The sequence below is a fragment of the Foliimonas ilicis genome (genome assembly GCF_039939195.1).
Lineage (GTDB): Bacteria > Pseudomonadota > Alphaproteobacteria > Rhizobiales > Rhizobiaceae > Foliimonas > Foliimonas ilicis.
The window spans coordinates 124,576-147,732 of record NZ_JBDUUH010000002.1; the positions used below are offsets into that span (position 1 = coordinate 124,576).

The 23,157-nt window shown below is 56.5% G+C and carries 32 protein-coding genes and 1 tRNA gene; 14 read left to right on the forward strand and 19 right to left on the reverse strand.

Translation table 11 applies throughout. From position 1 onward, the window contains the following. Positions 1-7: 7 nt before the first annotated feature. Both ABFT80_RS06040 and ABFT80_RS06045 read right to left on the reverse strand, forming a co-directional pair. A complete protein-coding gene (locus tag ABFT80_RS06040; protein ID WP_347970979.1) occupies positions 8-1,195 on the reverse strand; it encodes an OpgC family protein in 1,188 nt (395 codons plus the stop codon). Between the two features lie 137 nt (positions 1,196-1,332). After that, on the reverse strand, positions 1,333-1,638 hold the full coding sequence (locus ABFT80_RS06045; protein WP_347970980.1) for a hypothetical protein: 306 nt from the start codon (positions 1,636-1,638) through the stop codon (positions 1,333-1,335). A 140-nt stretch (positions 1,639-1,778) separates the two neighbouring features. Here ABFT80_RS06045 and ABFT80_RS06050 point away from each other — a divergent pair, with 140 nt between their 5' ends. Then, a complete protein-coding gene (locus tag ABFT80_RS06050; RefSeq protein ID WP_455189884.1) occupies positions 1,779-2,162 on the forward strand; it encodes a putative quinol monooxygenase in 384 nt (127 codons plus the stop codon). A 106-nt stretch (positions 2,163-2,268) separates the two neighbouring features. Here ABFT80_RS06050 and ABFT80_RS06055 read toward each other — a convergent pair whose 3' ends face one another. Next, a complete protein-coding gene (locus ABFT80_RS06055) occupies positions 2,269-3,513 on the reverse strand; it encodes a tyrosine-type recombinase/integrase (protein ID WP_347970981.1) in 1,245 nt (414 codons plus the stop codon). 3 nt (positions 3,514-3,516) lie between these two features. Next, complete coding sequence (locus tag ABFT80_RS06060; RefSeq protein ID WP_347970982.1) at positions 3,517-3,855, reverse strand: Arc family DNA-binding protein; 339 nt, start codon at positions 3,853-3,855, stop codon at positions 3,517-3,519. 121 nt (positions 3,856-3,976) lie between these two features. On the opposite strand from ABFT80_RS06060, the gene ABFT80_RS06065 reads away from it, so the two are divergent. From ABFT80_RS06065 to ABFT80_RS06110, 10 genes are read left to right on the forward strand one after another with little or no spacing between them, the layout of a single operon-like run. Then, entirely contained in the window at positions 3,977-4,168 is a 192-nt protein-coding gene (locus ABFT80_RS06065) for a hypothetical protein (protein WP_347970983.1), read from the forward strand. Next, positions 4,165-4,605, forward strand: a complete 441-nt coding sequence (locus ABFT80_RS06070; protein WP_347970984.1) for a hypothetical protein — start codon at positions 4,165-4,167, stop codon at positions 4,603-4,605. Before ABFT80_RS06065 ends, ABFT80_RS06070 begins: the two co-directional genes overlap by 4 nt. Continuing rightward, positions 4,602-4,841, forward strand: a complete 240-nt coding sequence (locus tag ABFT80_RS06075) for a hypothetical protein (RefSeq protein ID WP_347970985.1) — start codon at positions 4,602-4,604, stop codon at positions 4,839-4,841. Before ABFT80_RS06070 ends, ABFT80_RS06075 begins: the two co-directional genes overlap by 4 nt. Next, entirely contained in the window at positions 4,838-5,062 is a 225-nt protein-coding gene (locus ABFT80_RS06080; protein ID WP_347970986.1) for a hypothetical protein, read from the forward strand. Before ABFT80_RS06075 ends, ABFT80_RS06080 begins: the two co-directional genes overlap by 4 nt. After that, on the forward strand, positions 5,059-5,400 hold the full coding sequence (locus ABFT80_RS06085) for a hypothetical protein (RefSeq protein WP_347970987.1): 342 nt from the start codon (positions 5,059-5,061) through the stop codon (positions 5,398-5,400). Before ABFT80_RS06080 ends, ABFT80_RS06085 begins: the two co-directional genes overlap by 4 nt. After that, positions 5,397-5,549 carry a hypothetical protein gene (locus tag ABFT80_RS06090; protein ID WP_347970988.1) on the forward strand — a complete coding sequence of 51 codons (153 nt, stop codon included), beginning with the start codon at positions 5,397-5,399 and terminating at the stop codon, positions 5,547-5,549. The genes ABFT80_RS06085 and ABFT80_RS06090 overlap by 4 nt, the downstream gene beginning before the upstream one ends. Beyond that, positions 5,550-6,296 carry a hypothetical protein gene (locus ABFT80_RS06095; RefSeq protein ID WP_347970989.1) on the forward strand — a complete coding sequence of 249 codons (747 nt, stop codon included), beginning with the start codon at positions 5,550-5,552 and terminating at the stop codon, positions 6,294-6,296. Next, the gene (locus ABFT80_RS06100; RefSeq protein WP_347970990.1) at positions 6,293-6,457 is read left to right on the forward strand and encodes a hypothetical protein; all 165 of its coding nucleotides are present in this window, start codon (positions 6,293-6,295) and stop codon (positions 6,455-6,457) included. The genes ABFT80_RS06095 and ABFT80_RS06100 overlap by 4 nt, the downstream gene beginning before the upstream one ends. Beyond that, positions 6,454-6,627 (forward strand): hypothetical protein, encoded by a 174-nt coding sequence (locus ABFT80_RS06105; RefSeq protein ID WP_347970991.1) that lies wholly within the window; start codon positions 6,454-6,456, stop codon positions 6,625-6,627. The genes ABFT80_RS06100 and ABFT80_RS06105 overlap by 4 nt, the downstream gene beginning before the upstream one ends. Further along, positions 6,624-6,977, forward strand: a complete 354-nt coding sequence (locus tag ABFT80_RS06110) for a hypothetical protein (protein ID WP_347970992.1) — start codon at positions 6,624-6,626, stop codon at positions 6,975-6,977. Before ABFT80_RS06105 ends, ABFT80_RS06110 begins: the two co-directional genes overlap by 4 nt. A gap of 12 nt (positions 6,978-6,989) precedes the next feature. Here ABFT80_RS06110 and ABFT80_RS06115 read toward each other — a convergent pair whose 3' ends face one another. The 9 genes from ABFT80_RS06115 to ABFT80_RS06155 all read right to left on the reverse strand — a co-directional run bounded on the left by ABFT80_RS06115 (position 6,990) and on the right by ABFT80_RS06155 (position 12,821). Next, positions 6,990-7,445, reverse strand: coding sequence for a hypothetical protein (locus ABFT80_RS06115; RefSeq protein WP_347970993.1), 456 nt, complete (start codon positions 7,443-7,445; stop codon positions 6,990-6,992). 171 nt (positions 7,446-7,616) lie between these two features. Further along, positions 7,617-8,315: a hypothetical protein gene (locus tag ABFT80_RS06120; protein ID WP_347970994.1), complete on the reverse strand. Its 699-nt coding sequence runs from the start codon at positions 8,313-8,315 to the stop codon at positions 7,617-7,619. 488 nt (positions 8,316-8,803) lie between these two features. Further along, complete coding sequence (locus ABFT80_RS06125) at positions 8,804-9,760, reverse strand: site-specific integrase (RefSeq protein ID WP_347970995.1); 957 nt, start codon at positions 9,758-9,760, stop codon at positions 8,804-8,806. Between the two features lie 10 nt (positions 9,761-9,770). Further along, positions 9,771-10,070 carry a hypothetical protein gene (locus tag ABFT80_RS06130; protein WP_347970996.1) on the reverse strand — a complete coding sequence of 100 codons (300 nt, stop codon included), beginning with the start codon at positions 10,068-10,070 and terminating at the stop codon, positions 9,771-9,773. Between the two features lie 37 nt (positions 10,071-10,107). Then, the gene (locus ABFT80_RS06135; RefSeq protein ID WP_347970997.1) at positions 10,108-10,617 is read right to left on the reverse strand and encodes a hypothetical protein; all 510 of its coding nucleotides are present in this window, start codon (positions 10,615-10,617) and stop codon (positions 10,108-10,110) included. Positions 10,618-11,284: 667 nt separating this feature from the next. Next, positions 11,285-11,674 (reverse strand): hypothetical protein, encoded by a 390-nt coding sequence (locus ABFT80_RS06140; RefSeq protein ID WP_347970998.1) that lies wholly within the window; start codon positions 11,672-11,674, stop codon positions 11,285-11,287. Continuing rightward, positions 11,671-11,988: a hypothetical protein gene (locus ABFT80_RS06145; protein ID WP_347970999.1), complete on the reverse strand. Its 318-nt coding sequence runs from the start codon at positions 11,986-11,988 to the stop codon at positions 11,671-11,673. Before ABFT80_RS06145 ends, ABFT80_RS06140 begins: the two co-directional genes overlap by 4 nt. Before the next feature lie 57 nt (positions 11,989-12,045). Beyond that, positions 12,046-12,561 (reverse strand): hypothetical protein, encoded by a 516-nt coding sequence (locus ABFT80_RS06150; RefSeq protein WP_347971000.1) that lies wholly within the window; start codon positions 12,559-12,561, stop codon positions 12,046-12,048. Between the two features lie 184 nt (positions 12,562-12,745). Next, positions 12,746-12,821 (reverse strand) — tRNA-Thr (locus ABFT80_RS06155). Between the two features lie 153 nt (positions 12,822-12,974). On the opposite strand from ABFT80_RS06155, the gene ABFT80_RS06160 reads away from it, so the two are divergent. From ABFT80_RS06160 to ABFT80_RS06170, 3 genes are all read left to right on the forward strand, one after another. Next, positions 12,975-13,748 carry an NAD kinase gene (locus ABFT80_RS06160; RefSeq protein ID WP_347971001.1) on the forward strand — a complete coding sequence of 258 codons (774 nt, stop codon included), beginning with the start codon at positions 12,975-12,977 and terminating at the stop codon, positions 13,746-13,748. Positions 13,749-13,993: 245 nt separating this feature from the next. Further along, positions 13,994-15,475 carry a DEAD/DEAH box helicase gene (locus tag ABFT80_RS06165; protein WP_347971383.1) on the forward strand — a complete coding sequence of 494 codons (1,482 nt, stop codon included), beginning with the start codon at positions 13,994-13,996 and terminating at the stop codon, positions 15,473-15,475. Positions 15,476-15,654: 179 nt separating this feature from the next. After that, positions 15,655-15,951, forward strand: coding sequence for a hypothetical protein (locus ABFT80_RS06170; protein ID WP_347971002.1), 297 nt, complete (start codon positions 15,655-15,657; stop codon positions 15,949-15,951). Between the two features lie 78 nt (positions 15,952-16,029). Here ABFT80_RS06170 and ABFT80_RS06175 read toward each other — a convergent pair whose 3' ends face one another. The 6 genes from ABFT80_RS06175 to ABFT80_RS06200 all read right to left on the reverse strand — a co-directional run bounded on the left by ABFT80_RS06175 (position 16,030) and on the right by ABFT80_RS06200 (position 23,141). Continuing rightward, positions 16,030-16,686 (reverse strand): OmpA family protein, encoded by a 657-nt coding sequence (locus tag ABFT80_RS06175; protein WP_347971003.1) that lies wholly within the window; start codon positions 16,684-16,686, stop codon positions 16,030-16,032. Between the two features lie 152 nt (positions 16,687-16,838). Continuing rightward, the gene (locus ABFT80_RS06180; RefSeq protein ID WP_347971004.1) at positions 16,839-17,207 is read right to left on the reverse strand and encodes a GFA family protein; all 369 of its coding nucleotides are present in this window, start codon (positions 17,205-17,207) and stop codon (positions 16,839-16,841) included. Positions 17,208-17,278: 71 nt separating this feature from the next. Then, positions 17,279-17,878, reverse strand: a complete 600-nt coding sequence (locus ABFT80_RS06185) for a cupin domain-containing protein (protein WP_347971005.1) — start codon at positions 17,876-17,878, stop codon at positions 17,279-17,281. Positions 17,879-17,967: 89 nt separating this feature from the next. After that, positions 17,968-19,099 (reverse strand): peptide chain release factor 2 gene (gene prfB / locus ABFT80_RS06190; RefSeq protein WP_347971006.1). Its coding sequence is split into 2 segments (ribosomal slippage): positions 17,968-19,032 and positions 19,034-19,099, totalling 1,131 coding nucleotides; the frame shifts between segments, so codons are not numbered across the junction. Between the two features lie 133 nt (positions 19,100-19,232). Further along, positions 19,233-21,692 carry a penicillin-binding protein 1A gene (locus ABFT80_RS06195; RefSeq protein ID WP_347971007.1) on the reverse strand — a complete coding sequence of 820 codons (2,460 nt, stop codon included), beginning with the start codon at positions 21,690-21,692 and terminating at the stop codon, positions 19,233-19,235. Positions 21,693-21,896: 204 nt separating this feature from the next. Continuing rightward, positions 21,897-23,141: an N-acetylmuramoyl-L-alanine amidase gene (locus ABFT80_RS06200; protein WP_347971008.1), complete on the reverse strand. Its 1,245-nt coding sequence runs from the start codon at positions 23,139-23,141 to the stop codon at positions 21,897-21,899. Positions 23,142-23,157: the final 16 nt, after the last annotated feature.

Sequence of the window (23,157 nt, forward strand, 5' to 3'; positions counted from 1 at the left end):
GGGATTGCTATTCCGCAGCCACTTTCTGACCGGACGAAAACAAGCGATCCCGCTCACGCCACAGTGCCGGTATGGCCAGCAGGGCTATTGCGGCAAAGGCGATCAACGTCTTCGTCACCTGCGAAAAATCAGGCGTGTAGGCGTCGATGTAATAGACCGCATAGACGATCGCGACATGCCACACATAGACGTGCAGCGAATGACGGCCGAGAAGCTGCAGGAACTTCAGGGTGAAGACCCAGGTGACGGCTGCCGCGAGCTTTTGGACGGTCGGGCTTTTATGATGCGGACCGGCGATCAGGAGCCAGGCAAGCCCAAGGGCGGCGGCTGCAAAATTCACCAGATAGACCGGGCCAAAATCTGCGCGCACTTCCATCGTCACGAATTTTGCCATCATGAAATCCGGCATCAATCCATGCGCGGTCAAAATCCTCAGCGGCAGGAAGAACAGGCAGATGGCGAGCGCGGCCTTGGGGATGAAGGTGTTTTCGGGCGAGAAAATCCGGCTCCACTCGATGCGCTTGTCAGCAGTGAGCACACCGAGAACGAGCGCAGAAAAGAACACGATCTGCCAGCCGAGCAGGTTGAAACTGGCGCGCACGCCGAACTCGTCGCTGCCCATCGCGACCGAGTTCAACGGCTCGGTCAACAGGCGGTGAAGGCCAAGCTGCCCGGCCATCCAGACGATGATCGAGCCGACCATCACATGCGCCCATTTTCCGCGCAGGCAGAGCCATATGAGCGCCGGTGAAACGAGCATGTAGATGATGTATTGCGGCAGGATGTCCATGAAAGTGGGCTGGAAAACGAATGTCGCCACCGCAAGCAGGCGCTTGGGGTCCGTGAAAGTCGTATCGCCGATCCAGTTCCACCAGGCCTCATAACCGCCCGGAAGAAGCAGCCCGGCAAGCAGTATCGCGATGAACACGCCCATCGCATAACGATAAAGCTCGAACGCCCTGCTCCAGATTTTCTGCGCGCCGACATCACGCCCGCGCTTTATCATTTTGCTGGCGTAGACCATGCCAATCAGCAGACCGGACAGAAACACGAAGCCCTGTGCGTCTTCCACAAAAGCAAATTGCCGATGATTTATTTCGACCAGCCAGTAACCGCCAACGAAAACCAGATGATTGATAAGCATGAAAACAAGAAAGTAACCACGCATTCCGTCAATAATATCGAAACGTTTCACCGAAAAATATACCTCGAACTATTCTTGAAATTCCAGCCTATGAAAATTCCACTTCAATCTTTGCGGACGATACAGGCGACGGGTCGATTCCGTAACGGGTGGCGCGTTCAATTTTACTTTCGCAGCGTCACCACTGTTTATGGCGCGCGCCTCGCGACCTCCTTGCTGACGCGCGACAAGGCTTCCGCAAGCACACTCATTTTCTGCTTGTTGCCAGCGTCAGCCTGATCGAAAGATGGCTTCGAACCGGATTTTCCGCGAAGAGCGCGGCGCTGCTTTTCCGCGATGCCGCGCGCACGGTCACGACGTTCGCGAAGATGTTTGACGAGTTGCGCGGCTTCCTTGTCGGACAATCCCTGCAGGAGCGGCTGGTGTGTTTTTGCAACGAGCTCCAGCTCGCTTTCGCTCAAAACGCGTTCTTCATTCTTCCGGCTTGTCGCCATAGTCGGACTCCCTTTCAGTCATCAGATATTTTCCGAACGTCAAAACGCATGACGGGTTCCGAAATTTTCTGACGAAGAGGGCGATGGGCTAGGACGCTATTACCTCGGAGGTCATTGAGCCAATTCAGCTTCCCGATAGTTTGCAGGGCAAGACCGACATCGTGAAAACGGTGCCTTTGCAGCCTGAGCACTGGAGACTTATCGTGAGCGTTACCTATCTGATCCGTTTCAAAACCCATCCGGAAAAACGGGAAAAATTCCTGCGGCTCATCAACGGCGTGCTGGACGCCATGCGCCATGAGCAATCCTTCATCAGCGCGACTTTGCATCGCGATCCCGCCGACGCACACGGATACCTGCTTCATGAAACATGGCAGAACCGTCAGGATGTGCTCAATGTGCAGTTGAAACGCGACTACCGGAACGAATGGCACGACGCCCTGCCCGAATTGTTGCAAGAGCCACGCGATATTTCGGTTTGGGAAGAACTTAGAAGCGACAATAATCGCAAACTGCCGGTTTAAGACCGGCAAGGCTGGTGCCCCCGGACGGACTCGAACCGCCGACCCCCTGATTACAAATCATGACCGGCACCTTGCAACGCAAGGGGTTGCGCTTTCCATGTCGCGTTTATGTCGCGTCGGCGAGTACCAGATCGGCAGCGGCAGCCAGTTCCGAACCATCATCATTGCGCGGAAACAGGTGTCCGTAGGTGTCCATCGTCATTGCGATTGTGGAGTGACCCATGCGCTCCTGCACGACCTTGGGAGGCAGACCAAGGCCGCCATCCTCACGGCGATTGATGCACCACGACGCAAACCAGTGACGTAGGCAATGCAGGCCGGTGTATTTTGCGGCAAGGATCGGCTTGCCATCTTGATCAATCTCGCCGATGTCCGTGCTCAGTCCAGCAGCGATCCACGCCGGATGTAGGCCACGACGAAGGATATTGTTCAAGCCTTCAACGTTCCCTGTCCCGTTTGGAAACACCAGATCGAACACCTTGATCGGTTTGCCATCAGCGTCCAGCTTACCTGTGCTGCGCTTCGGACATTGGAGTTTCCATTCCCGCAGAGAATTTATGACAAGCGGAGGCGTCGGCACCGTGCGCTCTCCAGAAATCGACTTCGGCTTTCCGATGTCGTTGAAGCGGTCTGCGCGCTGATGCACACGTATCTGCTTCCGCTCAATATCTACGTCCTGCCAGCGCAGGCCGCGAAGCTCTGAGGCACGAAGGCCGGTAAAGATGGCTGTCAGCAGCAAGGGACGCCAGCGGCCAGACAGAGAGCCTACCAGCGCCTTGATGTCCTCACGCGTCGGAATGTCCACTCCGACCTTCAAGCGGCCCTTGTGGCGTTTCTCTTGTCGATTTGCGCCCTGCCCTCGCCTTGCCTGCATCTCACGCGCTGCGTTCCTGACGACGAGGCCACGTTCCTGCGCGTCGGCAAGGAGTGTTCCCAGTGTCGTCATCACTCGCCGGATCATCGAGGCCGATCGCCCCGCCTCCCGCAATTCGTCTTCGTAGGCGCGCAATCTGGCAGTCGTTAGGGAGTTAAGCTTGGCCGGTCCGATAAACGGGACGATGTGCAGGCGCAAGGTGCGCTCATAGTCCTCGACCGAGGACCGCTCCAAGCCCGACGCCTTGGACGAGGTTATCCACAGATTGCCCGCAACCTCGACCGTCGCTGTGTCCCGGTCGGCAAGGTGCGTTCCCTCGCGGACCTCGACGCTTGCGGTTGCCGCGAACTGATCGGCATCCTTCTTTTTCGCAAAGGTTTTCAGCCGGCGCTTGCCCTTGCCATCGACGTAATCGACAACCCAAGCGGTTTTTTCATCGCCCTTGGCGTTCGTCCACGTGCGCTTGCGGATGGACATTTCTCACCCTTCCCCCCTTGGGGGCGAAGCTTTACGGATGTCCTCGAGAATCTTTTCGAGGAGGCCTGACGTGTCGGCCTCGCTGCCCACAAGCCGGCGCATGAAAATGTTGAGGCTGTTCTCAAGCGAAGCCGAACGACCTCGTTCGTAGGCCAGATCCAAGCTGAGTTGTTCCCGCATTGCAGCATCAACTCTATCGCGCCGTTCTTCGTTCAAGCTCGTCTCCAGCCGAGCAACTATCTCAGCCGTCATGCTCCGCCCGTTAAAATCGGCGATAGCCTCGATGCGCTTCTTCAGGTCCTCCGGGATCCGGAGACGGAAATGTAAATCTTCTCTAGCCATGCCCCACCAATGACACACTTTACCGTTGACAGCTATGCCGCACGTATGACACACATGTCATGCCACACCGATGACGCACATTCAACACTCATCGTTCAAACTGGTTAACGAAGGTAGAAAAATGGACAGGAATGACAATGAGCAGCTCGACCTTATCTGGGGCGTGGAAGCGATCGGCAATCTGATCGGGCGCAACTATCAGCAGGCGCATCACATGCTCTCGACAGGGAAGCTTCCGGCAAAGCAGGTGGGTGATCGCTGGGTCGCATCGCGGTCAAAGCTGACCGCGTTCTTCATGGAGGACGCCGCATGACCTCCGCAAAAGAAAAAGCTCGGGAGGCTGCCACCTCACCGAGCTTGTGTTCTCCAAATCCCGAGAAGGATCAGAAAATGAACAGTCACGTAGATAGCACGGCTTCTGCCGGGGCGGCAAGCTTCACCCGCAGGCTCTTTTTGCGCGGGACAATCGCAGCATCTGTCGGGGCGAGCGTTGCCGTCCCTGCCGTTGCTCAAGCCTGCGCGAAGGAACGAGCCGTCCATCACTGGGGCGAGTTCTTCCAAGCCATACGCGAAATGGCGCCCGCCGATTGTCGGATACAAGTTTACGGTGGTGCCCACGGATTTCGCGCCGAAGCGCTGCGCAGGATACAGGAAGAAGTCCGTCCCGGCCTGTTCATCCCTATCGAGCGGATAGCCTACGAATCCCACTTCTTTGGCGAAAAGGGCTGGATCGCGGAGGGGCTAGTATGAGCGCGCCCGCAATTACCGAACGCCACATCGACCAGATGTACACCATCATCGAGACGCTGGCCGTCTGCGGCATCATCCTATCGGATGGGGAAGTGACCAATAAAACCTGTAGCTCGATCTCTTGGCTTTTGGGGCAGATGAAAGAGCAGGTCGGTGAAGTCCTCACCCTCGTAGAGAAGGTCCAGACGGCGCAGATCGCGGACGCCGACAAGCCCGGCCGGAGGATCGCGTCATGAGCCGGCCCACTTCGCAAAGCAAGGCGACAGCAGTTCAGGTCCTTCTAACCGATGCCATCGAAGCTGGTGAGCGCGCCAGAGCGCGTGTTGTGCACACTACGAACAGTCTTCAGCGACAGATGCAGGAAATCCACGGCGGAATCTGGCGGGTTAAGATTGATCACAAATCTCGGTTTGTGATGATCGTGGCCGGGCCTGACAGGAAGGATGTGCAATCATGAAAAAAGGCGAACAGCACCGGATGCTGGTTGATGGCATCCTCAACACCCCAAAGGAACTGCGAGGAAAAGGCTTTCTCGTACTCCTCGACTACTTGGCGCGCATCGCTCCGGACGCGTCGGGCAATGATGTTGAAGCCGCCATTGAGGACGCCGCGGGCATTCTAGACGAGCGGGCGATAGTGTTCAGTTACGAGAATAACCTGATCAAAGAACGCTACATGCCTCTGTTTGAGGATGTGCCAGCCGGAATCACTCTATTTGAAGCGGCAGAGCATAAGGCACACTGCGGCGATCCGTTGGGCATCGAAGTATTCAAAGAGCTTGGAGGCGTCGTGTGAGATTGTACCACGCCGTCATGGCATCCATCCTCATGCGCCGCGCCGTCACGCTGCTGCGCCGTTCAAATGATGCGCAGCAGCGTGCCATCGCTCACCTCGAGATATCGCGGGCGATGGGCGAACTGGCTAAGGACAGAAGGAAAATCTGAATGAGGAGTTTTGCGACTATACCGCCTTCGGTCTGGCAAACCGATATAAAGAAACTGCGCGGCGACGTGGATGCAATCGCTGTCCATTACCACCTAACGACCAGCTCTCATTCCACGATGATCGGGATATATCCGCTGCCGCTCATGTATCTCGCCTACGAATTGGGGAGCCCCTTGGAAGGGGCTTCGAAGGGGCTTCGAAGGGTGTGCGAAGCCGGCATAGCCACCTACGACGAAGAGGCAGAAATAGTCTGGGTGCATGAAATGGCAGCTACCCAGATTGCACCGCGCTTAAGCCCGAAGGACAACCGTGTCTTAGCTGTTTCCAAACAACTAGCAGCCCTTCCTATCTGTCAGATTACATTAGGTTTTTACGGACACTACCGCGAGATATTCCATCTGCGAGATCAGCCAATCTTGGAAGAATACGAAAGGGCCTTGCAAGGGGCTTCGGAGCCCCTTCGAAGCAAGGAGAAGGATAAGGAACAGGATAAGGACCTAGGACCAGAAGCAGGAAAATTTAGCACTGAGGAAGAAGAACTTGGCTCTGGGAGTTCGTTTGAAACGTCAGAAGAAGCGTATGCTCCTCGTCCGAGCCTAGAGGAAAGCAGACGGTTTCTGATTGAGATCGGTGTTCCCGGACATCGCATGGAAACTGCGCTGCAACGTCTGATGCGAGAAGCGCTGTTCCCTTGTGACGTAATTGAGTGGAAACGTGAAACTCAGGAAATGCGAGGTGCGGCATGACCGGTCAACTTAATCTGTTCGCTTGGGCCGACACGCGGCCTTCAAACGTGGTTGATGCGATGCCGGCGCTTATTCGCAAAGCAGCGATGGAAACGATTTACAAGGTTCCACGCCCGCAGACGGGCGGTAATATCGTCACCGATATGCGGAGGACAGCATGACCGGCGAAACTGACAATGTTCAAACCGCAGCCAAGTGGCTCGCCGTCACACCAGACGAGAAGAAGCCGCAGCCGCTGGTGCCGTATCTCAAGCGAGAGTTTGGGCTAACTGCTGGTCAGGCGGTCGAGGCTATGCGGGAAAGCTGGTTGATTCGTGCGAGGGCGTCATGACATCCGCCAAGGCGTTCGCAATTAGTGAACGACCTGCCAAAACAGGTTCGGCTACAGGTGAACGGCTACGGCCATTGTGGATTCCGCGTGCGGAAGCGGTGACCGTGAAGCAGGCACTAGCTGTGTTCGAAAAAGACTACCGGCTGTCCGAAGACACTCTCAGGCGTCTGGTGAAGCAATTCGCGCTGGCAAATCAGACAATGCTCGGAGCGCCGTTGCGAATTAGCGCCCCAGGATTAGCCATGGTGCTCGATGGCGACCATAATGCGTTAGACCTCTTGCGTCAGGATGATCGACAGCACTCTGACGTCGTGCGCTATTTCCGCAGGCTCGGGATACCTGTCGAGTAAGGGCGCATAGCCTCAACTGCCCCAGAAACCTCGAGCGGCAGCGCCGATCACTTGGCCTACGATCTCACCAATAGCGGCCTTGCCGGCCGCTGTGCCGACGTTCTTGGATATCTCCACGATCTGAGCCCCTGCAGGCTTTTCAAGCCCAGGCAGCGGTGCATTCAGCAATGTGAGGGCTTTGGCCGATAGGCGAATGGAATATCCGTCTCTTTGGAGAAAACCTTCCACAGCAAGAAACTCGATAGCCTCGTTGACGAAGTCTTCCATGTTCGTGGAAGGAGCAATTTCACCGTAGATCTTTGTTCGAATGGTGATCACCATTGACGGCGGATCGTAGGGCAAGATCGCTATGCCCAGTTTTTCAGCGATTTCGTCGTGGTCGATTTCCACCGCGATAGGAAACTTCCGATATAGCTGATCGAATATCAGCCCGACGACTTGATTGAACGCCTCGAAATTACTTTCCATTCCACTTCTGCTCCCCTGCCGCCTCCACGCAGTTAGATCAGAGGGGTCAGAGGCCGACAAGCCAACACATCCCCAGACGTGCCCAAACGTGCGGAATTCTTTAACCGGCGCGCTCGTGGGATTCTGCACCTCGAAACAGGTGTTGGAGATCAACGAGAATGACGTTTATCGCTACCGACGACGGCGTCTGCGAGAGCGACGCTCTTCTTCCAACTGATCAGGTGTCTGCTGCACAGCGAGCACTGCCGATCCAAACAGATTAGGCATTTCGTTGATCTCCATTGATTGGCAGAGTGCCTCCGCGAGGTCCTCGACAGAAAATTCGCGCTTGTCATCTGGAATTTCTGGAGAGCTGCCGATTCCGAGAAATGCTCGCAACGCCATACTGAATAGAATTGGCGCGACGCCCAGCAGAGGATGGCCCGTGGAGGAGTGAAGATCGGTCCAATCGACCGGCTCACCGTGCAAAAAGCGGTTTCGCGCGCGATAAAGTTGATCGTATAAGAAACCGGGCGCCGCCACCATACGACTGCTACTGCGGCTCATCTGGACCTTGTGAACAAGCTCCGTCAGATTTCGGTATCGCCACGGCGCAAGTGCGATAAGGTCAAGAACTCTCGCTTTGTTTGCTTGACCGCTGGGTCCGGGATGGACGAGAATTTCAAACGCACTAACCCACAAAGCGATACCTCGTCCAAAATCGTGAATTGTTGCTTCTGTACCGCCCGGCAAAGATGCAGCGGCGTTGGCGACATTTAGCGAACGAAACAGCGCAATTTCAGCCCAGTCCGGTTCCGATACGGAAAACCGTTTTTGCCATCGTTTGGAGAGTTCTCGAAATAGATGTTGATCTACATCCGTCGTGGCCAAGCGCCCAACCGACATTCCCGGGGCAGACATTCCCCTGAAACGGGACACGGTGTGAGTGGCGAGTAGGGCCGGCGTTCGCGCTGTGGCCCATTTTCCAAACTTGTCGAGCATCCATGGGTAAATCATGAACGTGTCAGAATACGCGATCCGCAATTGAGCTCGGTTCACAATAATATCAGAGTGAGTACCCGGCACAACGCAAGCGACGATTGCGTCTCGGAAACCCGCTACTGCGTCTGCCGTTAATATTTCCTCTGGCGCGTCATGCCTACATATTAGGACGCCTGGCTCGAGTTTTTCTCCATGACTGGCCGTGAAACGTTTCAAAAAGCTCCCGAGCTTGGGATGGAAAGTGACACATTGATCAACTCGGCTATCCGATGATGCTGTGAGCGCGAAACTGTCCGTTCCGACTGGATTGATCACTCTCACGTTCGGCAGTACCGCAAGTGCTTTCCACTCCGGAATATTTCTCGTTCGCTTTGACACTACAAAAACCCATCGCCAGCGTGATCGTTGTACCGATCGGCGCGTCGAACATATGTTTCGACTGAGCGTGGATCGCGATGGCGGCTCACTTCCATAATGCGACTGATCGAAGCTCGGTTTTCTGCGGCCGACGTGATAAATCCTGCACGCAACGAATGGCCAGAGAGCTTTGTCCCGTCAAGCCCGGCTTCTTTCGCGTATCGTTTGATGATCAGCGCGACGGATTGCGCGGTCAACGCATCGTCCATCGCCCGACCGCCACGGCTGATCCGGCGGAAGATAGGCCCTTCGGTAATCGCGGCCGCTTGCAGCCACTCCTCAAGCCGCTGGACGGGCATGAGAGCTTTCCCGTTGAGTATCGCCACCGACTGGCCTTTGCCCTCCTGATCCGTCTTGGAGCGGCCAAGGAATACATCGACGCCGTTGTCGTTGAAGGTGAGATCATCGAACGTGATACCAACGAGTTCGGAACGACGGAATGCGCCGGCAAATCCGAGCAACAGAAGGGCGCGATCCCGCTTGCCTATCATCGTGTCGCGCGGAACGTGTGCCAAAATGGCATGGATAACGTCGGCGGTGGCCGGTGCCTTCTGACGAGGCGCTATGCCCACCGTGCGGCGGATGCCTTTGAGGATCGCAGACACGCCGGCGTTGTCAGTCGGATTATCCATTCCCGCCCCACGATGGAAGAAGCGGATCGCAGCAAGTTTCCGAGCGATTGTTGGGACGCGCTTGCCGCCGTCTGCCAGCATTGAAGCGAAGTTGGCAACAGTGGCAGGCGAGGCCGGAAGCGATGGGCGGCCACGAGCAGTACACCATGTCTGAAACGCAACCCAATCACTCTGATAGGCGCGCATGGTGTTCTCCGACAGCGCTGCACGGCCGTAATCAACAGCCTCAACGGACAGGTCTGAAATGGCTGGAAGCTCGTTGGAAACGATAGTAAGCGCTGACATGCTCTTCCCCTTAAAGGCTGTCTACCCAAAATATCCAAGTCGGCGTAAAGCAGGAGGGCGACGTATGGCCGCCAATGTGGCAGCTCAGCAACATCGAGTAACCGCGGCTCCGCATGCACGCACGGCGGTAATCTCGCTCTCGGTTGGCCTCGATCTGCTTTTCGATGATCAGCATCTCGCACCCGGCGTGAGTAGCTTTAGCGTTTGAAGCCGACTGCGAAAAAATGAATAGGATACCGATCCCAAGCGCGACCACCGCAGCCGCCAAAACCAATACAACTTTGATGGATTTCACTAATATCGCCATCATACATTGCCCCCATTGGTATTGATAAATGGTCTTCTCGCTAACGTTTGTCGCTGTATGTCAAGCGCACCCGGTTTCGTTCTCGGAGCCACTCCAGCGGCGTGAGAACGCGTTTTTGATCCATGCGGAGATACGGAGCGAAGATTTCCGGAATCCGGTCTCTGAAACGTAAGAGCTTTTTCAAAGATTCCGCGATTTTGGCTTGGTGCTCCGTGCGATCGCCAGCGTTCATATCGATCACCTCGCGGGATACCGACATATTGATTAGAGCTTCATGCCAGTCCTTCAGTTCGCCATTAACATCGTCACCGAACAGAAACTTGGCTTTATTTCGCGTTTTATGGAATTCGGATGCTTCGTGCCCTGGGATGCGATCACCACGATGTAGGACCTCGCGCATCAGGGCCATTGTTTGATCGTAGATTTCCATTCGCCGATCGAACAAATCGAGCATCACGCGATGATGGGCGGTACGCCACTGCATAAAAGCGATGATAGCAACGGCAGTTGCTAAAGTTGGCGTCAAAAGAGCGGAGAGAGTTTCCATCATCCTTTTAGCCTCACCCCCGGCCCACCATCAGCATTCTCGCCCGCTGCCTGAAACACCACACCAGCCTCTTCCAGCTTCCGGCGGACGGTAGTGACGTTACCTGCAGAGCTGCGGTCTGGACCTATGCCTTCATCTTCCATACGTCTGATGGTTGTGAGTGATAAGGCTGATTTTTCTACCAAGTCTTTTTGAGACCAGTTCAGCAGGGCTCTAGCGGCACGGATTTGGTTCGCTTGCAAAACGCATTTCCTCATTCAGAAAGATCACATAAACATTTTTTGCTTATTTGTAAACATTTACTGTTGATCATAGTCAATTGTTATGGTTTACACATAAACACAAAATGTTCAAAAAGAAAGGATAATGCATCATGGCACGTACGTACCCGGAGTATCAGCATGTGCCCGTCTTTCGAGTTTCGTCGGTGATCAGGAACGCGTTTGTCAGAGCGGCCTTCGAAAAGACAGAGATGAAAGCCGGCGCAAACTCGTCACCGATAACGTCCCAGAATTTTGTCGGTAGCGCTGGCGGTGCCATTCATTGGCGCACGAAACTCGCCTCGTTGAGAAGCATAGGCTGAGCAAGCGCCGGTATTCGATTACCTCTTTGCGAGGGCGGCTTAGGGTCGCTCCACAATTGGATAGACCCCAATTAGGGGGTGTCTAAATCAAGGTGAGGTGATCCCGGCGCGGATCAGCTCTGCCACTAGCGGGGACAGAACATAAGGAATGGACATACCAACAATCCATCCGATCGCTGTTCTGATGCGGGTATGAATTGCACCCGTATTCCAATCAAAACGCTCAGCCACCAAGCTCAACGCAAACTGGACTGCCGTGAGAATATACAAGCCGAGCGCAATATAACTGACAGCATAAACGGTCCAAAGTGTCGCCGACGATAACGCGTCAGCAGCGGCAGACAGAGCGCCAAGAATGATCGCGCTTTCGATGATGATGAACCAAAAGCTGTGAAACGAGGCCGCCCTTTCATAGGCAACTCGGTGCGCGTCGGGCGTCCCGGCGCTCATGTAAAAATGGCGCAGAATATGCATCACTGGGGCAAATTGCAGTAGGCAATGCTGTTGTCACCGCTGTACGGAGACTTGATCTGGAAGGTCCATTGGCGGCCTGAAAATCGCTGGCCCTTTTCTCGCATCATGTTCGCGATCTTGGGGCAGACGTCCCGAGCCTCGCCGCTGTTCATATCCATCGTTGCCGTGACTGTTCCGTTCCAGCCAGATACCTCGCACGGAGCGCTGCCCAGCCCCGTTGCATCTACCACCCGGCAAAGCGCATAGGCGCTATCAACTGCATCGGCCACCGCCGGCGTTGCAAGCAGCGCTGTGACTGCCACGAAAAGCATTTTCATGAAATTTCCTCCAAACCCAATGCTAAATTGGCGCAACCTTGAGGCGAACACAAGTGATCAACTGAAGACCAGCAAGTCGCGATCATCTGGAAGGAACCCTCGTTTAATCAAAGCGTACCGCATGGCTTGCAAAAGTGTTTTCCGAGAGGGGTTTCCAAGGTTCAGACGCGCAGCAGCGATGTCTGGAAAGGCTTCATCAAGCCCTTTCCAGTCCATCACGTCGGGATAGATCAATGTAATGCCCATGGAAAAAGTCGAAAACGCCGGGTCCAGATTACAGCCCAGTGTATGCAAGTGTGAAATGTTCGCCAGCATCGTTAGATCATTCAAGACCTCGATTCTTTCGACATCGTCAGTGGTCATAATCGCCGACGGATCGCGATCAGCGTGTTTGAAAAAATTGTAAGCTTGAACTGTCGCCCTTCGCCATTCAGCTAAGCGGTCTTTGCGGATCAGATGGTCGAAGGACAGCGGTAAGCCTACGCCTCGCTGCTTGGCAATAGTTCCGGTGAGTTCGGAACAAGCCATTACCACCATGTGAGTGCTGAATGGATGGCACTCAGTAGCTATCATCTTGATCGCTGTTTCCGCATGAAACCCTGCTATAGCGAGTTTATCGATACCCCCCTCCTATGTTGCGTTCATGTCGCGTCGAGTCGCCACGCATGATCATAAAACCGTGATTTTCCGTGACTTTCATTTGCAACATGGCGCAACATGAAATCAGAGAGAAACTTCGCTAAGTGCTTGATTTTGCTGGTGCCCCCGGACGGACTCGAACCGCCGACCCCCTGATTACAAATCAGGTGCTCTACCAACTGAGCTACAAGGGCATTGGCCTCCGTTACCATATTTGCCGCGTCAGTAAAGCCAAATGTCGCGTTGAAAGTGGATAAGTCATGATGCCGGGTCAACTTTGCATCCCTCGGTAGGCGTGATACGCCATCGCACGCACTACAGACCCGCGATCCATACAGAGACGCTGCATGAGCCTGGACCTAAAGAGTTTCGCCTTCACCAGTTCCGACACGGACGACGCCAAGCAGGCGGCAAGCAGGCTGCGGGAATTGTATGGCGACACGCCGATCGCCGAGGCCGATGTCGTGGTGGCGCTGGGCGGCGACGGTTTTCTGCTTCAGACGCTGCGCGAAACGATGGGCACCGGCAAGCCCGTTTATGGCATGAACAAGGGGACGATCGGCTTTCTTCTCAACGAGTATAAGGAAAACGGTCTGGTTGAGCGGCTGCGCGACGCTTCCTCCGAGACCATCCGGCCCTTGGAAATGACGGCGACGAATGCCGATGGCGGCACGGTCCATGCTTTGGCGATCAACGAAGTCGCGCTTTGGCGCCAGTCGTACCAGACAGCGAAATTCCGGATCACCATCGACGGCAAGGTGCGGCTCGACGAACTCGTCTGCGACGGCGTGATGGTGGCGACGCCTGCGGGCTCGACCGCTTATAATCTTTCAGCGCATGGCCCGATCATACCGCTGGATGCCCCCCTGCTTGCGTTGACGCCCGTCAGCCCGTTCAGGCCGCGGCGCTGGCGCGGCGCGCTGATACCCAACAAAGCGGTCGTGCAATTCGATATATTGGAAGCCAACAAGCGCCCCGTGAATGCCGCGGCCGACTTTACAGAAGCGAAATCAATCGTTTCGGTGACGATCCGGGAGTCTCCGCATGAAACCGCCACGCTGCTCTTCGATGCCAGCCATTCATGGAACGAACGCATCCTGACGGAGCAGTTCCGGTACTAGAGAAAGCGAGCCTCAACTTGCTCGCCGGCAATCGAAAACTTGGAAAACCGGCTGGCACACATAGTATTGATGGTGGAATCGGGCCGTTTCGCTAGGCTTCTGTTGACAAATCGCGCCATGAACCTTATCGCCAAGAACATTCCAGCGGGCGCGGGGCGCCTGCCGTGACGATTTTGATCGTCGCGCCCACGAACCAGCCAAAGCAGCCGAAACACTTGTCAGACATCGACACCGTTCAAGAAGCGTTGACCTTTGCAGATCTTGGTCTTTCCCCCAAGGTTCTTTCTGCCGTAACGGATGCGGGCTACACAGTGCCCACTCCCATTCAGGCAGGCGCAATTCCCCATGCATTGCTGGGCAAGGATGTGCTCGGCATAGCCCAGACAGGCACCGGCAAGACAGCCTCCTTCGTTCTGCCGATGCTGACCCGCCTTGAAAAAGGCCGCGCACGTGCCCGCATGCCGCGCACCCTCATTCTCGAACCGACGCGCGAACTCGCTGCGCAGGTCGAAGAAAACTTCGTCAAATACGGCAAGAACCACCGCCTCAACATGGCGCTTCTGATCGGCGGCGTTTCGTTCGACGAACAGGAAAAGAAGCTGGAACGCGGCGCAGACGTTCTCATCGCAACGCCCGGCCGCCTGCTCGACCATTTCGAGCGCGGAAAGCTTTTGCTGTCGGCCGTCGAAATCCTCGTCATCGACGAGGCAGACCGCATGCTCGACATGGGTTTCATTCCCGACATCGAGCGCATCTGCAAGCTGATCCCGTTCACGCGCCAGACGCTTTTCTTTTCGGCGACCATGCCGCCGGAAATCACCAAACTGACGGAGCAGTTCCTGCACGCACCGGTTCGGGTTGAAGTTGCCAAGGCAGCAAGCACCGCGATCACCGTCCAGCAGCGGCTCGTGAAAGCCAAGTCCAAGCCTTGGGACAAGCGCGCGGTTCTCCGCGATCTTATCAATGCCGAAGACGCCGAAATCAAGAACGCTATCATCTTCTGCAACCGCAAGGTGGACGTGTCGGAGCTTTTCCGCTCGCTGATCAAGCACGATTTCGACGCCGGTGCATTGCATGGCGACATGGACCAGCGCGCCCGCATGGCGATGCTCGCCGGTTTCCGCGAAGGAAAGCTGAAGCTGCTGGTGGCGTCCGACGTCGCGGCGCGCGGACTGGATATTCCAGACGTCAGCCACGTATTCAATTACGATATACCGATCCACGCCGAAGATTATGTCCACCGCATCGGTCGCACCGGTCGTGCAGGCCGTTCGGGCAAGTCGTTCACGCTGGTCACCAAATCGGATCAGAAATATCTGGACGCTATCGAAAAACTGATCGGCAAGACGATCGAGTGGCATGATGGCGACCTCTCCACCCTGCCCGCCGCTACCGAGGAAGAGTCTGCGCCGAGGCATGGACGCGAACGCGCACGCGGCGGAAAAGGCGACAAGAAGCGCTCAGGTAGACCCGAACGTCGTGAAAAGCCGGAAGCGGCAGTCGAAGCGGTGGCCGCAGAAGCAGCACCGGTCGAAGTCGAGCCCAAGCGCGAGCGCAAGCAGCCTGTCCAGGCCGACAACAACGACCGCAAGAAGCCGGCACCGGCACATGATAGCGGCCGTGACAATCGCCCGAACCGCCATCGCCGCGATCATGACGACGACAACAATGTCGTTGGTTTCGGCGACGATGTGCCAGCCTTCATGAAGATCGCCGCACGCGTTTAAGGCGCCGCATTTGCGGCCAGCCTCTAATCAGATCAGATAACGATCTTGAACCGCTTGCAACATTGTGAGCGGTTTTCTTTTTTGCAAAATTTCCTGGAGCGCTTTAATCGGGCGGACAATCTGTCTAAAGCTTGCTGCGCCTCAAAGCGCTAGATCCCGGTTTTGTAGTAGGTGATTTCATGCATCAAGCTATCTGCTTTGCCGTTCTTCTCACCGTTGCAGTTCTGCTTAACGCGCCACTCGCCGCCAGGATGGCGACTGATGGAAATTGGGGTGAGGCAGTTGGCCGGTTGTTTTTCGGGCCAGCCGTCTTTTTCTACATCGTTCATTCGGTGATCTACTACGCCGTGCGCATCTTGCGCGGGCCAGCGGCGGTCGCGAACTATGCCGCCTCCAAGCTGAACTACATCGCCCTCGTTATCAGCTTGCTCGGCATCCTCGGCGCTGTCGCGCAACGCGTGACACCGGCGATTTAGAAGAGTCTGGCGCGCACTCCTGTTGCTACAAAAAAGCCCCGCAATTGCGGGGCTTTTTGTTTTGCGAAAAGCTGTCGATCAGGTGAGCGGGGAAAGCTGGATTTCCACGCGGCGGTTCTGCGCCTTGCCTGCCTCGGTGGCATTCGATGCGACCGGACGCGACGGGCCGAAGCCAGTGACGGCGAAGCGGCGTGGATCGATGCCCTGCGAGTTCAGATAATTCGCCACCGAAAGCGCGCGGCGCTGCGACAGATCGAAATTGTAGGATTCGCTGCCGGTGGAATCGGTGTGCCCGTAGACATCGACCAGCGTGCGGTTGAACTTCTTCACCACCAGGGCGACCGAATTCAGAGTCTGATAGAAGCCTGACGAGACCTGATCCTGATCGGTGCCGAAGGTGATGTTGGACGGCATGTTGAGGATGATCTGATCGCCTGCGCGTGTGACGCTGACGCCGGTGCCCTGAAGCTGCTGGCGCAGTTCGGATTCCTGCTGGTCCATATAGCCGCCGACCGCACCGCCTGCGAGTGCGCCAACGCCTGCACCGATGAGAACGGCATTGCGCTGAGCATTCTTGCTTCCGCCGACTGCGAGGCCTGCAAGAGCGCCGAGACCGGCACCGAGTGCAGCACCACCAGCCGTGTTCGATACCTTCTGCTCGCCCGTATATGGATCGGTCGTGCAGGCGCTTACCATTGCGGTCGCCGCGATAACGGCGATCAATTGTTTCTTCATGCGATCATCCCTCTTTAAAAAACTCGCTCCAGGACTGAAAAAAGCGAATCCCAACGGTCCCTTTAGCCGCTTCTAACACAAAATACGGCGAAAACCGGAACGGAAAGGCGCAGTCCCTCACGATTGCTTTCAGAGGTTCGTTTTCGCAAGGTTTACCAGAGGTTTTTACCGTCGATCGTCGTCACCTCGACCCCATCGAGATCGAAGTCGTCGAACAGGCGCGCATTGACGGCGATTTGCGGGTTGTCGTAGTTCGCAGTACCGGTCGACCAATCGGGGGTTTCGGTAAAAGTCGTGCACCCGCAAATGCCGCAAAAATTGTGTTTCACCGCTTTTGTCTGCCAGCGATAGGTCGCGACGTTTTCCTGCAGCGTCTGGAGATGGAAATCCGCAACCGGATAATAAGCCCATAAGGCGCCGCGCTTGGAGCAGATCGAGCAGGTGCATCGAACGACCTGCTCCGGCACCTCGGCGACTTCGAACACCGTCGCCTTGCAATGACAACTTCCCTGCAGTCTCATGGGCATCTCCTTCTGGGTAGCCGCAGACTATGACAGTGGTCCTGACAGCTACCTGTCAGGATTTGTGCAGATCAGTTTCTGGTCGGTACGATTTCGCCGATCGTGTCCGTCTCATCGTCGGGGACATCCTCGTTCGGCTCCTCCTCTGGCAGCAGAACGAGTTCTTCCTCCACGTCGAATTTCGGTTCGTCCGGCACAATCTCGTGATACTCCGGTTCGAGAATCGCAGCTTCGGGTTCCACAGCAGCGGGCGGCGTCTGAGTGCCGGACTTTTCGCGTGCGAACCAATCGACGATCATCGGCATGTTCTTTTCGAAACCGCCGGGAATGAAGACATTCAACAGCCCAGCACGCGCCTCGCTGCGATTCTCGAAATCGTGGAGCGTGTTTGCCGGGATCATGATGAAGGAGCCGGTTGGCGCGTCATACCATGTCGCACCGACCAAAATGCTGGCCGTGCCTTCGACCACGAAGAACAGTTCGTCATTTTCCTCATGCAAATGCGCGCCCGGCCCTTTCGAACCGGGATCAAGCCACCATTCGGAAACGGAATAACGATCCTGCGTTTCGGGACCATCGGCCTTGAAGATCGCGGTCATCGTGCCGCAATCATAGCCTCGTCCCTGCCCCAGACCCAACATGACCGGGCTGCGCTCTGCGCCTGTACTCAACGTCGCCTCCTTTGAAATTCAGGAAAGCATAACGCCGCAACAGGCTTTTTGTTGTCACGGCGGAGCTATTCTAGCTCCGCCATGCAACATCAATCAATGTCGGCTATCGGTTCGGACGAATTGCCCTCGATGCGCTGCGAAAGCGACGCTTCCATGAAGTCGTCGAGATCGCCATCAAGCACGCCTTGCGGGTTCGTGCTTTCAACGCCGGTGCGCAGATCCTTCACGAGCTGATACGGCTGCAGCACGTAGGAGCGGATCTGGTGGCCCCAGCCGATGTCGGTCTTGGAGGCCGCTTCCGCGTTGGTTTTTTCTTCGCGCTTCTTGAGTTCGGCCTCATAGAGACGGGCGCGCAGCATGTTCCATGCGGTTGCGCGGTTCTTGTGCTGCGAACGCTCTTGCTGACAGGCAACGACGATGCCGGTCGCGATATGCGTGATGCGCACCGCGGAATCGGTCGTGTTGACGTGCTGACCGCCTGCGCCCGATGCGCGATATGTGTCGATGCGCACATCGGACTCGTTGACGTCGATGTCGATCGTGTCGTCGATCTGCGGGTAGACCCAGACGCTGGCAAACGACGTGTGACGACGCGCATTGCTGTCGTAAGGCGAAATGCGAACGAGGCGATGAACGCCGGATTCGGTCTTCAGCCAGCCATAGGCATTGTGGCCCTTGACCAGCAGCGTTGCGGATTTGATGCCCGCTTCTTCGCCGTCATGGATTTCCAGAAGTTCGACCTTGAAGCGGCGACGCTCGGCCCAGCGCGTATACATGCGCAGAAGCATGGAAGCCCAATCCTGGCTTTCCGTGCCGCCGGCACCGGCATGCACTTCGACGTAAGTGTCGTTGGAATCGGCTTCGCCCGACAGCAGCGTTTCGATCTGGCGCGCCTTGATCTCGCCGCCGAGCGAACGGATTGCCGTTTCAGCTTCGGAAACGACATCGGCGTCGCCCTCTTCCTCGCCGAGTTCGATCAGGCCGATATTGTCTTCAAGCGACTGGGAAAGCGCCTTGATGGCGGTGGTGCTGTCTTCAAGGCCCTGGCGTTCGCGCATCAGCTTCTGCGCTTCGGTCGAGTCGTTCCAAAGGGTTGGATCTTCGGAGCGCATGTTCAGGTAATCAAGACGTTTTAGCGCCTGATCCCAGTCAAAGATGCCTCCTCAGCAGGGCAATGGCCTGCCTGATTTCGTCGATAATATTCTGGGTTTCCGCGCGCATGGCTGGACGAATTTTCCGTTTTTATGAAAGGTTTTTCTCGGTCGGCGCGGACCATAGGGATGGTGCCGCCCACTGTAAAGTGAAATGGCCCCGGCTTTTCCAAAGAAAGCCGGGGCCATTTCGATCCGTTCGACTAGTAGAGGCCGCCGCCGCCTTCGATGATGGCTTTGTTGGCCTGCGGAGAGAGCGTATCGCCATATCCGCCGCCGCTTTCCTCATCACCCATGCCGATGACCCAGTAGCTGTCAGCCGGGCCGGTGCCGGGCTTGAAAGCTTCCATGATCGTTCCGGCTTCGCCTTCACGCGCCTGCATGCCGGTTTTGCGGTTGATGGCGATCTGCTTCATGCCGTCCGGCACCTTGAATTCGACGGGCGGGACGCCTTCGAGCGCCTCGGCAATGAACTGCTTGAAGATCGGAGCCGAAAGACCGCCGCCGGTCGTGCCCTTGCCGAGCGACTGCGGCTTGTCGAAGCCGACATAGAGGCCGACGACCAGATTGGGCGTGTAGCCCATGAACCAAGCGTCCTTCTCGTCATTCGTCGTTCCGGTCTTGCCGGCGATCGGACGCTTGAGTTCCTGCAGGGTGGTGGCCGTTCCGCGAATGACAACGCCTTCCATCATCGAGGTGATCTGGTAGGCGGTCATCGGATCGAGCACCTGCTCGGCATTGTCGATCAATTCAGGTTCGGCCTGATTGCTCCAATCGGTAGCGACACAGCCCTCGCAACCGCGCTCATCATGCTTGAACACGGTCTTGCCGTAGCGGTCCTGAATGCGGTCGATAAGCGATGGCTTGATCTGACGTCCGCCATTGGCCATGACCGAATAGGCCGAAACCATGCGCATGACGGTCGTTTCGCCGGAACCGAGCGACATTGCGATATGCGGCGGCATCTTGTCGTAGACGCCGAAACGCTCTGCATATTCGGCAACCAGCGGCATTCCCATGTCGTTGGCAAGGCGAACGGTCATAAGGTTACGCGAGCGCTCGATACCGGCGCGCAAGGTCGATGGACCTGCGGCCTTGCCGTCATAGTTCTTCGGCGACCAGCTCGTCGTGCCGATATGGATGGTGATCGGCCCGTCCATAATGACGGATGCAGGCGTATAGCCATTGTCGAGCGCTGCTGCGTAGACGAACGGCTTGAAGGACGAGCCCGGCTGACGCATTGCCTGCGTCGCGCGGTTGAACTCCGACTGCGCGAACGAGAAGCCGCCGACCATGGCCAGAACACGGCCCGTATGCGGATCCATAGCGACCATGCCGCCGGATACTTCCGGTGGCTGACGCAACAGATAATCGGTTTCCGAGCCGCCTTTTTTCTCGACATAGATCACGTCGCCAGCCTTGACGACGTCGCCCGGCGAATTTGCGCGCACACGCTTGCCATCGACCATGTGGCGCATGGCCCAGCTCATATCGTCGGTGGCGATGAAACCCTTTTCACGCTCCTCGACCAGACTGCCGGACGCCTCACGCTTCGGCTGCAAGCCGATGGAAAGGCCCTGCGCCGAGCTTTCGAGAACGACGGCGAGACGCCATTCGGGCACATCGTCGAGACCCTTGATCTCGCCGAGCGGAACGCCCCAATCGCCCGAAGCGTCGATGCTTTCCTTCGGCCCGCGATAACCGCGCAGCGTATCGTATTTCATCAGACCGTTCTGCATGGCCTTGCGGGCGATGCGCTGCATCTTCGGGTCGATGGTCGTGCGAACGGACAGGCCACCCTCGTAAAGTGCGTTCTCGCCATATCGCGAGATGATCGAGCGGCGGACCTCTTCGGTAAAGTACTCGCCGGCGAACAGATAGCTGCCGCCACGGCGCGGCGTGACGCCGAGAGGCTCGGCCTTGGCCTTGTCGCCTTCTTCGCGTGATACGTAGCCGTTCTCGACCATCTGATCGACGACCCAGTTGCGGCGTTCGATGGCGCGGTCGGTGTGACGGAACGGATGGTAGTTGGAAGGACCGCGCGGCAAGGCTGCGAGATAAGCCACTTCGGATACGGTCAGTTCGTTTACGGATTTGTCGAAATAGGTGAGCGCGGCACCGGCGATACCATATGAGCCGAGGCCGAAGAAAATCTCGTTCAGATAGAGTTCGAGAATGCGATCCTTGGAATAGGCCTGCTCGATGCGGAACGCGAGAACCATCTCGCGCACCTTACGCTCGATGGTCTGGTCGGATGAGAGAAGGAAGTTCTTCGCAACCTGCTGCGTGATGGTGGACGCACCGACAGGCCGCCTGCCCGACCCCATATTGCGCGCATTGACGATGATCGCGCGGCCAAGACCGGTGATGTCGATACCTGGGTGATTGTAGAAATTCTTGTCTTCGGCTGAAAGGAACGCGGCTTTCACACGGTCCGGAATGGCCTGAATGGGCAGATAAAGGCGTCTTTCACGCGCGAATTCGGCCATCAAAGCACCATCCGAAGCGTGGATGCGCGTCGTTACCGGCGGCTCGTAATTGGCGAGCACCTCATAATCGGGCAAATCCTTCGACAGTTGCGCAAGATAGATCGCAACGCCGCCAGCAACCAGCAATGCCAGTGCCGTTCCGATCCCGAAAAAATAACCAATAAGACGAATCATGCCCGCTCCAGTACATGGTTCGGGAATTCCTCTGCAAAAACAGGGCCGACCGCAAGCCGTTTGGTCATTTCCAGAACCTTAATTGCCCACCCATGTAGCGCCGATGTGGGCAAAATGCGGCATTAAAGTCGATGCAAGCCGAATATTCCTATTTCTATAACATGGTGTTGTGCGAACGCAACGCTGCCTGAACACGCCATGATTTCAACCAGAAGTGCCTCTTTTTGCTGCGGCGAACGAGCCGATGGCTTTGGCGATGCTGTCGGCGGCCTTTTCGCGCCAGTCGGAACTGCGTAAAAGCTCTTCATCTTCCGGGTTCGACAGATAGCCGAGTTCGACCAGAACTGAGGGAACATCCGGCGCCCTCAGCACCCGGAAACCGGCAAAACGGTGCGGATTGTTGATGACGCCGATGGACTGGGCCAATTCCGTGACGAGCGAACGCGCAAACCTGATCGAAAAACCATGTGTCTCGCGGCGGATGAGATCGACCAGAATGTCGGCGACCTCGTGGTTCTCGTCTTCGATCTGAATACCGGCAAGCTGATCGGACAGGTTTTCGCGGATAGCGGTTGCGGCAGCTTCTGCGTCGGATGCCCTGTCGGACACGGTGTAGACGGTTGCGCCCCGCAGGCCCTTCACATTGATCGTATCGGCATGAATGGAGATGAAGAGATCGGCATCGTGCTGGCGGGCAATGCGGACACGATCGTCAAGACGCAAAAACTGGTCGCCATCGCGCGTCATCTGGACGTTGTATTTGCCGATCGACTCCAGCTTTTTCCTAAGTTCGAGGCCAAAGGCCAGCGTAATCGTCTTTTCAACGGTGCCGTTCCGTCCTTCCGCACCGCCATCTATGCCGCCATGGCCGGGATCGATGACGATGGTGAATGGCCGCGCGGCTTCGCTTGCCGGACGCCCGACCCTGTCGTGCTTGTCGGCCGAAACGGTCGAACTGGTCGTTTGCGACTGAACAGCGAGCGCCTCCTCGAATTCGCGTTCGGATGCGGCAGCAATGTCGGCCACCAAACGGTAGCCTTCCGAATTCTCGTTTTGGATGACGTCCAGTTTTTCGACGTTGAACGGCCCCTTGGTCGACAGGATGAGGCGTGTGCTTGCCCCCTCAAGGCGTCCGTAGCGGACCATCTTCACGAGGCCCCGCGCTTTCAAATCCTTCGAATCGAACTTCACCCTGGTTTCGGGCATGTCGATGACCAGACGGTGCGGACCGCGCAGCAGGAACCATTTCACGTCCGGTTCCTGATCGAAATTGATGACCACGCGCATGCGCGTTGCATCACCTGCCATCTTGTAATCGACAGCCTCGATGGTTGCAGCATGTGCACCCAACGCACATATGAAACAGGTAAAGAGCGCAGCAAACAGAATGCGAATGCCTCGAAGCCCTTTCGGAACAGCGCGCTTTCCCATCATTTCTGCGGCATACATCGTGCAATTCCACCTG